10 protein-coding genes are annotated in these 12,652 nt (G+C 73.6%); 4 read left to right on the top strand and 6 right to left on the bottom strand.

All coding sequences use genetic code 11. The features are described from left to right. Nucleotides 1–201: 201 nt before the first annotated feature. The 5 genes from F3L20_RS09290 to F3L20_RS09270 form a co-directional block, all read right to left on the bottom strand. Nucleotides 202–1,440, bottom strand: a complete 1,239-nt coding sequence (locus F3L20_RS09290; RefSeq protein WP_240810868.1) for an MFS transporter — start codon at nt 1,438–1,440, stop codon at nt 202–204. A gap of 43 nt (nt 1,441–1,483) precedes the next feature. Continuing rightward, nucleotides 1,484–2,923, bottom strand: a complete 1,440-nt coding sequence (locus F3L20_RS09285; RefSeq protein ID WP_150153741.1) for a CitMHS family transporter — start codon at nt 2,921–2,923, stop codon at nt 1,484–1,486. 133 nt (nt 2,924–3,056) lie between these two features. Then, the gene (locus F3L20_RS09280) at nt 3,057–5,321 is read right to left on the bottom strand and encodes a molybdopterin oxidoreductase family protein (RefSeq protein ID WP_150153739.1); all 2,265 of its coding nucleotides are present in this window, start codon (nt 5,319–5,321) and stop codon (nt 3,057–3,059) included. Nucleotides 5,322–5,424: 103 nt separating this feature from the next. Continuing rightward, complete coding sequence (locus F3L20_RS09275) at nt 5,425–6,045, bottom strand: TetR/AcrR family transcriptional regulator (RefSeq protein WP_150157273.1); 621 nt, start codon at nt 6,043–6,045, stop codon at nt 5,425–5,427. Beyond that, on the bottom strand, nt 6,045–6,617 hold the full coding sequence (locus F3L20_RS09270) for a hypothetical protein (protein WP_150153737.1): 573 nt from the start codon (nt 6,615–6,617) through the stop codon (nt 6,045–6,047). Before F3L20_RS09270 ends, F3L20_RS09275 begins: the two co-directional genes overlap by 1 nt. 188 nt (nt 6,618–6,805) lie before the next feature. Here F3L20_RS09270 and hmgA point away from each other — a divergent pair, with 188 nt between their 5' ends. From hmgA to F3L20_RS09250, 4 genes are all read left to right on the top strand, one after another. Beyond that, nucleotides 6,806–8,158, top strand: coding sequence for a homogentisate 1,2-dioxygenase (gene hmgA / locus F3L20_RS09265; protein WP_150153735.1), 1,353 nt, complete (start codon nt 6,806–6,808; stop codon nt 8,156–8,158). 27 nt (nt 8,159–8,185) lie between these two features. Then, complete coding sequence (locus F3L20_RS09260; protein ID WP_150153733.1) at nt 8,186–8,935, top strand: GntR family transcriptional regulator; 750 nt, start codon at nt 8,186–8,188, stop codon at nt 8,933–8,935. Between the two features lie 25 nt (nt 8,936–8,960). Further along, the gene (locus F3L20_RS09255; protein WP_150153731.1) at nt 8,961–10,154 is read left to right on the top strand and encodes a type ISP restriction/modification enzyme; all 1,194 of its coding nucleotides are present in this window, start codon (nt 8,961–8,963) and stop codon (nt 10,152–10,154) included. A gap of 181 nt (nt 10,155–10,335) precedes the next feature. Beyond that, nucleotides 10,336–11,865 carry a discoidin domain-containing protein gene (locus F3L20_RS09250; protein WP_150153729.1) on the top strand — a complete coding sequence of 510 codons (1,530 nt, stop codon included), beginning with the start codon at nt 10,336–10,338 and terminating at the stop codon, nt 11,863–11,865. Nucleotides 11,866–11,884: 19 nt separating this feature from the next. Here the strand turns inward: F3L20_RS09250 and F3L20_RS09245 are convergent, their stop codons facing one another. Then, nucleotides 11,885–12,598 (bottom strand): TetR/AcrR family transcriptional regulator, encoded by a 714-nt coding sequence (locus F3L20_RS09245; RefSeq protein WP_150153727.1) that lies wholly within the window; start codon nt 12,596–12,598, stop codon nt 11,885–11,887. Nucleotides 12,599–12,652: the final 54 nt, after the last annotated feature.

Below are 12,652 nucleotides of genomic sequence, written 5' to 3'. Positions count from 1 at the left end.
GTCACGGAAGCTAACGGAAAGTAGGCGGCCGGGGAAGACGGCGGACACGATCGGGGGGCTCTGTCCGCCGACTGAGAAAGCGGACGCATGTATGCGGGGCGGGGCCCGGCGGGCTCCGTGCCGGCGGGGCGGGTCCGGGTGCCGGCCGTCCCGGTCCGCCGGGTCGGATCGTGGCCGTCGGGCGAGGTCACGGCATCGCGCTCACGGGGACCGGCGGGCCGTGCACCGTCCCCTTTCGGTGGTGTCGCGTCGGCCCGTCGGGGGTGCGTCCGGTGCGGGGGCGGGTGGGGTGCGGGCGGCGACCGCCGCGGACGCCAGCAGCAGTGCGCCCAGCATCACGAACGGCGCGGCCACGCCCGCGACCCCGGCGACCAGGCCCGCCGCCGCGGGGGCGGCGACCTGGCCCAGCCGGTTGCCGGTCAGGCGCAGGGCGAGCGCGGTGGACCGGGCGGCGGCGGGCGCGGCCTGGACGACCGTCGTCATGGACAGCGGCTGGCCGACTCCCAGGCAGAAGCCGAGGGCGGCGAGGACCGGCGCCAGCACGCCCACCGGCACCGGCAGTGCGACGGCCGCGCACAGCAGCGCCGCGAGCAGGCAGGTGACCGTGAGCAGCGTCGTACGGCCGAGCAGCCGGAGCAGCGGGGTGAGAACCAGGCGGCAGGCGATGGTGGCCGCCGCGCGCAGGCTGAGCAGCAGGCCGACGACGGCCGGGTCGATCCCCCGGTGCTCGCCGACCACCGGGAGGTAGGCGGTGAGGATGTCGGTCGCCGAGAGCACCGCCAGGCTGATCAGCATGCCCGCGGGGACGCCTCGGGCCCGCAGGATGCCGCGCACCGGCACTCGCTCGCCCGGTGCCGTACGGGGCCGCATCGCGCCCGGTTCCTCGATGCGCCACAGCGAGGTGAGCGCGACGGCGCCGCCCGCTCCCGCCGCGAGCAGGGCGAGGGCGCTGGTGCGGGCCATGTCCGTGCCGATCAGCGCCCCCGCGGCGACCGGTCCGGCCAGCTGGCCCAGCGACGCGCCGATGGTGAAGTGCCCGAAGTTGCGGTCCTGTTCGTGCGGTGCGGACCGGCGGGCGACGAGCGACTGCGCGCCGATCACGAAGCACAGGTGCCCGAGGCCCATCATTCCGCTCCACAGGGCCATCGCCCACAGCGACCCGGCGACGCCGCTCAGCGCGCACCCGGCGGAGATCAGGACCACGCCGATCGGCAGCAGCGGGGCGCAGCGCCCGTGGTCGGTGCGCCGGCCGAGCGGCACGGCGGCGAACAGCGGCAGGAGCGCGTAGACGCCGGCGATCACGCCGACCGCCCGCTCGTCCGCGCCGAGGGCCAGTGCCCGGTAGGAGACGGCGGGCCGGGCCATGGACACCGCCCCTTGGGCGAAGCCGAAGGCGACGACGAGCCGGAGCAGCCAGCCGCGGTTCCCACCGGGCGTCATGACGGAGTCCTTCCTGGACAGGGGGAAGCCCGAGGTCACGCGGTCAGATCGTGCCGAAGAGGATGCCGGCCGCGAGGATCAACAGGCAGGTGAGAGCTGCCCACTTGACGACGAACCGGGTGTGGTCGCCGAACTCCACCTTGGCCATGCCGACGAGGACGTAGACCGCCGGGACGAGCGGGCTGGACATGTGCAGCGGCTGTCCGACGAGGGAGGCGCGGGCCATCTCCAGCGGGGTGACGCCGTGTGCCGCCCCGGCCTCGGCGAGCACGGGCAGGACGCCGAAGTAGAAGCCGTCGTTGGACATGAAGTAGGTGAGCGGCAGGCTCAGCACCCCGGTGACCAGGGCCATGTGCGGGCCCAGCCCGTCGGGGACGGTGTCCACCAGCCACCCGGCCATGTGGTCGACCATCCCGGTGCCCTGGAGGACGCCGGTGAACACGGCAGCGGCGAAGACCATGCCGGAGACGTTGAGGACGTTGTCGGCGTGGGCGGCGATGCGGGCCTTCTGGTCGGGCAGGCGGGGGTAGTTGACGGAGAGCGCGAGCGCGGCGCCGAGCAGGAACAGCACGGGGATGGGCAGCCACTCCATGATCATGGCGGTGACGAGGACGCCCGTGAGCAGCGCGTTGAACCAGTACAGGCGCGGCCGCAGGGTGGGGCGGTGCGGGTCGAGCCCCTTGAGGTCGTCGTCGGCCCCCTTGAGGCCGTCGTCCTCGGCGCCGTCCCCGGCGTGGTCCGCGGCACCCGCGTCCGTGCCGCCGCCCGCGAGGCCGCCCGGCCGCGCCGGACGGCCGGCCTCGTCGCCGCCGCCCGCGCCCACCAGGACGGTCTCCTTGGCGTCGACGAGCACCTCGTCGGGCAGCAGCCTGCCCAGACGCCGCCGCTCCCGCAGTCCCAGCACGTACGCGAGGCCGAGGACGCCGAGCAGTCCGGTCAGCAGGGCGGGGATCATGGGGACGAAGATGTCGGCGGCGTCGAGCTTCAGCGCGGTGGCCGCGCGGGCCGTCGGACCGCCCCAGGGGACGGTGTTCATCACGCCGTTGGCCATGGCGGCGACGCCGGTCATCACGACCAGGCTCATTCCCAGCCGCTTGTACAGGGGATACATCGCCGAAACGGTGATCATGAAGGTGGTGGAGCCGTCGCCGTCCAGCGACACGATCGCGGCGAGCACGGCCGTGCCCACCACGATCCGCATCGGGTCCGCCTTGCAGAAGCGGAGGATCGCGCGGACCACCGGGTCGAAGAGCCCGACGTCGATCATCACGCCGAAGTAGACGATCGCGAACATCAGCATCGCCGCGGTCGGGGCGAGGGTCGAGACCCCGTCGATGACGTAGTCACCGAGGTGGGCGCCCTTGCCGACGGCCACACAGAACAGTGCGGGGATCAGCACGAGCGCCGCGATCGGCGACATCTTCTTCGTCATGATCAGGACCAGGAAGGTCGCGATCATGGCGAAGCCGAGGATGGTCAGCATGAATGGACACCTAACGTTCGCCCTTGAACTCCCACCAGGGCCGGCGGTGTGACGACGTTAGGTACCGCGAAGCGGCGTCAACAAGATGTGGGGCCGCGAGCAATAAGCGCAAAACCCCAGGTCACGCCTTTGCTCAGGTCAGCGCGGTGAGCGCTGCGGGCGCGTCCGCGGTCTCCGGGGCCACCTCGACGGGCACGCCGTTGAGGACGGCGTTGCCCGACAGCGGGTCCAGGAGGCTGCCGTCGAGCAGCTGGTTGACGTTGACGCCGGGGCTCACGGAGGCGTGGCGGGTACGGGTGCCCGGCCGGTCGTGGCCCCAGCCGTGCGGCAGGCTCACCACGCCCCGGCGCACTGCGTCGGTGACCTCGGCGGGGGCGGTCACCTCTCCCCCGGCGCCCTTGATCCGCACCGGCTGTCCGTCCCGTACGCCGAGGCGCTCGGCGTCGTCGGGATGGAGGTGCAGGGTGCAGCGGTTGGAACCCCCGGTGAGGGCGGGCACGTTGTGCAGCCAGCTGTTGTTGGATCGCAGATGACGGCGGCCGACGAGGACGAGGCCGGCGGGGCGTTCGCGCAGGGCGGCCCGCAGCCGGGGAAGGTCGGCGGCGATCGGGGCGGGCAGCAGTTCCACCTTGCCGCTGCGGGTCTTCAGCGGCTGGGGCAGCCGGGGACGCAGCGGTCCGAGGTCGATGCCGTGCGGGTGCGCGAGCAGCTTCTCCAGGGTGAGCCCGTCCGGGTCGGCGCCGAAGCCGTCGCCGTAGGGGCCGAGGCGGAGCATCATGTCGAGGCGCCGTTCGGGGCCGTTGACGCCGGTGAGCAGGCCGGCGAGTTCCTTCGGGTCGCGGCCGTGCACCGGGGAGTGCGGCTCGCCGACGGCCTTGCCGAGGGTCTGCCGGATCACCAGGTCGTCCACGGCCACGGGGTCGGCGCCGTGCATGCCGGTCGCGGCGAGGACGAGCCGCGCGAGGATCTCGGTCTCGGCCATGCGGCCGGGTTCGAGGGGGACGGCGGGGCGGGTGTAGCGGACCTGGTTGCGCACGGCGAGGGTGTTGAACGCGAAGTCGTGGTGCGGGCTCTGGGCCGGCGGGGGCGGCGGCAGCACGACGTGCGCGTGGCGGGAGGTCTCGTTGAGGTACGGGTCGACGCTCACCATGAAGTCGAGGGAGGCGAGCGCCTTGTCGAGCCGGTCGCCGTCGGGGGCGGAGAGCACCGGGTTGGCGCCGACGGCGACGACGGCGCGGACCGGCGCGCCCTCGTCGGTCGGGGTGTCGATCTCCTCGGCGAGGGCGGACAGCGGCAGTTCGCCCTTGGCCTCGGGGTGGCGGCTCACTCGGGAGTGCCAGCGGCCGAGGGCGAACCCGCGGCCGGGTCCGGCCGGGCGCGGAGTCCTGTCGGTGGCGGCCTGCGGGAAGAGCGCCCCGCCCGGCCGGTCCAGGTTGCCGGTGAGGACGTTGAGGACGTCGACGAGCCAGCTGGCGAGGGTGCCGTGCGGGACGGTGCAGCTGCCGATGCGGGCGTAGACGGCGGCGGTGGGGGCGGCGGCGAGCTCCCGGGCGAGGACGCGGATGGTGGCGGCGTCGACGTCACAGGCGCCGGCGACCGCTTCGGGAGTGAAGTCCGCGAGTGCGGAGGGCAGTATGTCGACGCCGTCGAGGTGCGGCGCCGCGGCGCCGAGGTCGACGAGGTCCTCGTCGAACAGGGTGTGGGCGATCGCGGCGAGGAGCAGCGCGTCGGTGCCGGGGCGGACCGAGAGGTGCCGGTCGGCGAGGCTGGCGGTGCGGGTGCGGCGCGGGTCGACGACGGTGAGGGTGCCGCCGCGTGCCCGGAGGGCCTTGAGCCGTCCGGGGAAGTCGGGGGCGGTGCACAGACTGCCGTTGGACTCCAGCGGGTTGGCGCCGATCAGCAGCAGGTGGTCGGTGCGGTCCAGGTCGGGGACGGGGATGAGGTTCGCGTCGCCGAAGAGCAGTCCGCCGGAGACGTGCTTGGGCATCTGGTCGACAGTGGAGGCGGTGAACAGGCTGTGGGTGCCGAGGCCGCCGATCAGCAGGGGCGGATAGAGGGCGCCGGCCATGGTGTGGACGTTGGGGTTGCCGAGGACGACGCCGACGGCATGCGGTCCGTACCGCTCGACCACCGGCCGCAGTCCGGCGGCGACGGCGTCGAACGCCTCCTCCCAGGTGGCCTCGCGCAGTTCGCCGTCGACGCGGACGAGCGGGGTGCGCAGCCGGTCGGGGTCGGAGTCCACCTCGCCGAAGGCGGCGCCCTTGGGGCAGATGAACCCCTTGCTGAAGACGTCGTCGCGGTCCCCGCGGGCGCCGGTGACCTTGCCGTCGTCGACGGTGAGGACCAGGCCGCAGGTGGCCTCGCACAGGGGGCAGATACGCAGAGCGGTGCGGGACACGGGTCCTCCCGGTACGGCGGCGTCGGTGACGCACGGACGAGCCGAGCATACCGACCGGTACGCATGGAGGGGAGGGCGTGCGGGGAACGAGGCGGGAACCGCGTCAGTCGAGCACCCGGGCCAGATACGCCCGGAGCATCGCGCGCAGCTCGCCGATGACCTTCTCGTCCCCTTCGGGCGCCACCCGGAAGGCCAGGTCGACCAGGGCGTCGGCGGTCTCGACGGCGACCAGGAAGGTGCGGCGCAGATCCTCGTCGTCGGCGGCGCGGCCCAGGTAGCCGGAGAGCAGCCCGGCGAGCCGGCCGGCGACCCGGTGGTTGGGTTCGGCCCGGCGCGCGCCGACCGGGATCTGGTTGCCGAAGTCGACGAGGGAGAAGCCGGGGGCGGTGCGCTTCATGTCCAGGTACGTGTCGAGCACGACGTCCGTGGCGTGCCCCCAGCCGCGGTCACCGGTGGCGGAGAGCCGCTCGGTGACGCTCTCGGTGAAGCGCTCCAGGTTGCGCTGGGCGAGCGCGTCGGCCATCTGGCGCTTGTTGCCGAAGAAGCGGTAGACGGAGCCGATGGGCACCCCGGCGCGCTCGGCGACCGCGCGGGTGCTCAGGTCGTCGTATCCGACCTCGTCGAGGAGACCGGCGCAGGCGTCGAGGATCCTGGCCAGCCGTTCGGCGCTGCGCCGCTGCACGGGCGCCCGGCGGAGCGATGTCGGGTGGGACACGGATGTCATCATGCCTGCCCGGGGCCGCCGGGTGAACCGGGCCCCGCCGCGATCGGTTCCACGCTCGGCTCCGCGGTCGGTTCCTGCCCCGACACCGTGATGTCGGCGGTGCTCTCCACCGGCTCGCCGTCGACGGCCCACACCGAGCCGTCGTCGGCGTACAGCCGGGCGGTGACGTGGTGGGTGCCGCGCGACACGGTGCCGGGGGCGAGGTGGTACTCGGGGGTACGCAGCAGGGCGACGCGGCGCCCGTTCACCTCCAGGTGCGCCAGGCCCCGGCCGGCCTCCGCGCGCCGGCCGGTCCCCTCGGGCGAGAAGCGGAAGTTGCGCACCCGCAGCCGGACGTCCCAGCCGCCCTCGGCGTCGGGCGCGACCTCCACGGTGACCCGGGGCGCACCCTCCTCGTCCACCTCACGGTAGGGGCGGCCGTCCTTGTCGCGCTCGTCGAGGAGCCGGCCCAGGGGTGAGGGCGACACCTCGTCCGGCCCCTCGCCGGCCCCGAGGTCGCAGCCCGCGGTCCCGGCCAGCAGCGCGACACAGACCGCGAGCGCGGGGATGATCGGCTTCCGCGTCCACGTCATGCCCGGGAGCGTAGAACAGCGGTCCGAACGCGCGAATCCCCCTGAAGTCGGGTTCCGTGTACTCCGTGGAGGGGACGGGCCGGAGGGAGGGCGGGCCCGGGGGCCGAGATCGCGTGGCCCCCTTGCGCCGGTGAAACCGCAATCCTACGGTGTTCCATAGGAATCGGCTCGGCAAGGGAGCAGCGGACATGAGCGACGGGGCCACCGCCCGCGTGAGCACAGCGGATCGCGAGGAGGCGCGCAAGATCGCCGAAGGGCTGGAGCATCTCTCCGGCTTCGGCAACGAGCACAGCTCGGAGGCGGTCCCGGGCGCCCTGCCCGTGGGGCGCAACTCTCCGCAGCGCGCGCCGCTCGGGCTGTACGCGGAGCAGTTGAGCGGTTCGGCCTTCACCGAGCCGCGGGCGGAGAACCGCCGCTCCTGGCTGTACCGGATCCGTCCGTCGGCCGCCCATCCGGCGTTCACCCGCACCGGCAACGGCGGCCTGCGTACGGCGCCCTTCACCCAGACGGTGCCCGACCCCAACCGCCTGCGCTGGAACCCGCTGCCGGAGCCGGCCGAGGGTACCGACTTCCTGGCCGGCCTGTGGACGCTGGGCGGCAACGGCGACGTCACCCAGCGCAGCGGCATGGCGGTGCACCTGTACCACGCCAACGCCTCGATGGAGCGGGTGTTCAGCGACGCCGACGGTGAGCTGCTGATCGTCCCGGAGCGCGGCGGGCTGCTGCTGCGCACGGAGTTCGGGCTGCTGCATGTGGAGCCCGGACACATCGCGTTGATTCCTCGTGGGGTGCGGTTCCGTGTGGAGCTGCTGGACGAGGCCGCACGCGGTTATGTGTGCGAGAACTATGGGGCACCGTTCCGGCTGCCCGACCTCGGCCCCATCGGCGCCAACGGGCTTGCCAACGCCCGGGACTTCCGGGCACCGGTGGCCGCGTACGAGGACGTCGAGCGCCCGGTGGAGGTGGTGAACAAGTACTGCGGCAACCTCTGGACGGCCACGTACGACCACTCCCCGCTGGATGTCGTCGCCTGGCACGGCAACCATGTGCCGTACGCCTACGACCTGCGCCGTTTCAATGTGATGGGCACCATCTCCTACGACCACCCGGACCCGTCGATCTTCACCGTCCTGACGTCCCCGAGCGACACCCCCGGACTCGCCGGGGTGGACTTCGTGGTGTTCGCCCCGCGCTGGCTGGTCGGCGAGGACACCTTCCGTCCGCCGTACTTCCACCGGAACGTGATGAGCGAGTACATGGGCCTGATCGAGGGCGCGTACGACGCGAAGGCGGAAGGATTCGTGCCGGGCGGCGGCTCACTGCACAACATGATGTCGGCGCACGGCCCGGACCGGGAGACGTTCGACCGGGCGAGCGCGGCGGAGCTGCGCCCGCAGAAGATCGACGACGGTCTCGCCTTCATGTTCGAGACGCGCTGGCCGGTGTCCCTCACCCCCCAGGCGGCGCGGGCGGAGCACCTGCAACAGGGCTACGACGCCGTATGGCAGGGCCTCGAGCGTCACTTCCGGCCATTGCACTGACCGATCTCCGACCGGTACGGATAGCGCGTGACCTCCTTCGCCCCGGACTCGATCGTCCTGAACCGCAAGTTGCCGCTCTGGTATCAGGTGTCGCAGTCGCTGCGCGCCTCGATCCTCGGCCGCTCGCCCCACGACCCGCTGCGCCTGCCCACCGAGGAGCAGCTGGCCGGGCACTACGGGGTGAGCGTGCTGACCATGCGGCAGGCGCTGAAGGAGCTGGAGGACGAGGGGCTGATCACGCGCCACCGCCGGCGCGGCACGTTCATCGAGCCGGACGCCCTGCGGGGCGCGCCGGTGCGGCTGCTGGGCTCGGTCGACGCGATCGTGGCCCAGCAGTCCGGCATGACGACCGAGTTGCTGGAGCACGGCCCGGCGCCGGTGCCGGCGGAGTTCGCCGAGCACTTCCCGGACCTGTCGGAGACGGCCGCCTACCACCGGCTGCGCTGCGACGAGAAGACCGGCGAGCCGACCAACCACGCCCGCAACTACGTGCGCCCCGAACTGGCCGCGCGCATCGATCCGGAGGATCTGGTGCGGTGGCCGATGACGAAGGTGCTGCGGGACGCCGTCGGCGCGGACATCAGCCGCATCACGGACACGGTGGAGGCGCGGCTCGCGGACCCGGAGACGGCCCGGCTGCTGCGGGTCCCGCTGCTCAGCCCGATCCTGCACTACACCGGCGTCACCTACGACTCCGGCGGACGGCCCCTGGATGTCGCCGTCATCCACTACCGGGGCGACCGCTTCTCCTTCACGGTGACCCTGGACGCCACCTGATCCGCCCCCGCCGTCAGGTCGTACGATGCCCAGCGTGACGCACGACGACGCTCCGCTGCTGGCGGACCTCATGCCGTGGTCCGTCGCACCGCCGCGGCTCGGCCGGGGGTGGCCGGCGGCCCCCGACGCGGCGTCCCTGAAGGCCCGCTGGGACGCCCTGGTGAAGGCCGAGGGACCGGACCGGGAGGCCCTGTTCCAGCCGACCCGCTCCCGCACCCCGCACACGGCGGTCGGCCGGCTGCCCGGGCAGGACGGCGGCACGGAGCGGCTCGCCCGCGCCACGGGACCGTGCCCGGAGCCGGTGCGGGTGCTGCACGGCCCGTTCGACGAGCAGTGGCTCATCCCGGACCAGCGGCTGATCGACGCGCCCCGCCCTGAGTTGTGGCGGGTGGCGGACGCGCACCAGGTGTTCGCCGTCGAGACGGCCGCCCCCCGGGCCTCGGACCCGCCCGGCGGTCCGCCGTTGCTCGCCACGTCCCTCCTCCCGGTCCTGCGCACCGGCCGGATCCGCCCGCTGTACCGCCGGCCGGGCGCCGCCGAGCCCAATCTGGCGCCGGGGCTCACGGAGCACCTCGCCGGGCGGCTGGGGCGGGAGGTCTCCCCCGTCGACGTCCTCGCCTGGGCCACGGCCGTGGCCCGCCCGGCCCCGGACGGCCTCGCCGTGCCGCTCACCGCCGACCCGGACACCTGGCGGCGTGGGGTGTCGCTGGGCCGCCGACTGCTGTGGCTGATGCGCCGCGACGGGGAGCGCCCCAGGCTGCCGGGCGGCCGCCGCCCGTACGTGCGCGCTCCGCTGCCGGCCCGGCCGCCCGCCCTCGCCTACGACGGGGACGAGGAGGCGCTGCTCCTGGGCGAGGGCAGGATCTCCCCCGTGCCGCGGGAGGCCTGGGACTTCGAGGCCGGGGGTGTGCGGGTGCTGGAGGAGTGGTTCGCGGCCCGCACCCTGCCGGCCGAGCCGGGCACCCTGGCGGCGATCCGGCCGGCCGACTGGCCGCAGGGCTGGACGTCGGAGCTGCTGGAGCTGGTCACGGTCCTCGCCCTGCTCGCCGAACTCCGGCCGTTGCGGGAGGAGTTGACGGGTCAGTCGGTCCCCGCCCCGGTCACCCCCGCCGACCTGCGCACGGCGGGCGTCCTTCCCGTACCGGCCGCCGCCCGCCGCCCCGCCTCGGTCCTGGACGCCCGCGAGGAGGGCCCGGAGGGCCAGCTCACGCTGATCTGAGCGAGCGCCTGTGCACGGCGGCGACGCGCGGCACCGGGGCGAGGGCCCGGGTGACCGCCGGTACCCCGTACGGTCGCGGGCGCTCCCCGACGGCGTTGTCAGTTCGGCGCACTAGGGTCCCGATCACGGTCGTCGCACGGACGGCCGTCCCGCCGACCGGACATCAGGAGCTGCTGCACCCATGGGATTCGAGGCGACCTACGCGGACTTCTCCGCCGACCCGGCCCGACTGGCCAACGCCGACGTCAGGCTGCGCGGGGCCCGGTTCGCCGGGTCGCACCTGGCGCTGAGCGCGGGCGGGACGGTGTCCCTGGAGTTCGAGGTGGCGGACCCGGAGGACGTTCCGCAGGTGACCCTGACCGTCACCGCGCTGGTGTCCAAGGCCGGCGGATCGCTGGGGTACGCCCCGATGGACGTGTTCCTCCAGGGTGAGCCGGTGGCCGTGCATCTGACCGTGCCCGGGGGCGGGGACCTTCCGCAGGACAACATGTTCGCCGTTCCCGGACATCTGCTGAAGCCGGGCACCAACACCCTGGAGATACGCTCCTCGGCCGAGGCGCGCACCATGCTCTGGCTCTACCGGGTCACGCTCGACCCCGTATGGGAGCGCGGCCGTTCGGAGCGAGCCCGGACGGCGGCGGCCGCCCGGGACTCGGTGTTCGCCTACCGTACGGAACTCCGGCCCGCCCACTCCTCGTCCGCCCACTGGCAGCCGGCGCCGCGGCTGCTGTTCCACGTCGACCGGGGCGAGCACGCACTGCCCGCACAGCTCGGCTGGCGCGGCACCGACGGCGCCGAGACCGCCATCAGCTTCCAGTCGAACATGTCCGACTTCCACGGCTGCCGCCGTGACGCGGACGGCTCGGTTCACGAGTACCGGGGACGCGTCGTCGGCCGCTGGGCCTACCCGGAGGGCGTCGACCAGGTGCCGGCCGAGTCCCTGCACCGCTTCCACACCGAGGAGGGGTGGGGCGGCGGCTGGCACCGCTCCCACGAACTGCGACTGCTGGTGGACGACGGCGGGGCCGCGCCGGAGCGGATGACCTGGCGGGACCGGCGGGGCAACTCCGGTGTGGTCGTCCTGCACACGTTGGAGGACGAGGCCGAGGTGACCGAGGTCGAGGCGAGCGACGAGCACGTCGCCGCGGGCGAGACCGCCCGCAACCTCCTCGACGACTCCCGCGGCAAGTGGTTGGCGGGCGACGACACCGCGCTGCTCGACTTCACACTGACCCGCCCCGCCACCGTCACCTCGTACGTCCTCGTGTCGGCGAACGACTTCCCCGACCGCGACCCCCAGGACTGGACCCTCCACGGTTCCGACGACGGCCACACCTGGACACCGCTGGACTCCCGCACGGGTGAGACGTTCGACCGGCGGTACCAGGCCCGGGAGTTCTCCCTGCGCGGTGCCCCCAAGGCCCACCGTCACCTCCGCCTGGAGATCACCCGCAACGGCGGCGCGCACGAGATCCAGCTCGCCCAGGTCCGCTTCATCGAGGGCCCCGCGGGTCAGGGATTCACCGGCTACTACCAGCGCCACGACGAGGGCCCCATCGGCTACCGCGGTACCCCCGTCGCCGCCCCGTCCCCCGCCGGCCTCCCCGCCGCCGCTTCCCGCGTCGCCTCGGACCTGGAGACCGCCGTGGCGAGCCTCACCGAGACGGCACAGACCCTCGCCGCCCTGGCGGCACGGCTGCGCAAGCACTGACACCGGGCCCGCGCGGGGTTCAGTGGCGGGGGTCGAAGCCGTTCAGGACCCGGGTGAGGGCGCGTTCGAAGACCGCCTCCAGGTCGATCGGGCCCGGGTCCTCGGCGAAGGCCGCCGCCATCCTCGGGTACGCGCCGCTCGCGACGCGGGACATCAGATAGGCGCTGCGGACCGCGTCCTCCCGCTCCTGCGACCAGGGCAGCGAGCGGGTGCGTTCGGCGGTGGCCAGCTCGTTGGTGACGTACGTCGTCACGACGCCGTTCAGCATCGCGATCAGCTCCAGCTTGGTGCCCTGCGGGCCGGGCATCGGGTCCAGGCAGGCCAGGCAGTGCTCCAGGTAGCGCAGGGAGTTGGGGCTGAAGCCGTAGACCGGTGACATCAGCCGCGGCAGCCACGGGTGGCGGTGCATCAGCGCGCGGCTCTGGTGGGCGACCCGCAGCATGTCGGCACGCCAGTCACCGCTCGGCTCCCACAGTTCGTGCTCGCCGGCGACCGCGTCGACCATCAGCTCGTGCAGGTCCTCCTTGCGGGGGACGTAGTTGTAGAGCGACATGGTGCCGCAGCCCAGCTCGGCGGCGACGCGGCGCATGGAGACCGCGTCCAGGCCCTCGGCGTCGGCGACCCGCACAGCGGCAGCCGCGATGTCGGCGCGGCTGTAGGCCGGCCTGGGCCCACGGCCGCTGCGCTCGGGGCGCGCCCAGATCACTTCGGGTTCGGCCGCTCGGCCCGCCATCGGTCATCACCTCGCTCACCATCGTAGTTACGTACACCGTACGTAGTGCGATAC

The organism is Streptomyces tendae, from assembly GCF_008632955.1.
Taxonomy (GTDB): domain Bacteria; phylum Actinomycetota; class Actinomycetes; order Streptomycetales; family Streptomycetaceae; genus Streptomyces.
The sequence above is the reverse complement of the archived record's forward strand: the minus strand, read 5'-3'. Positions and strand labels throughout refer to the sequence as shown.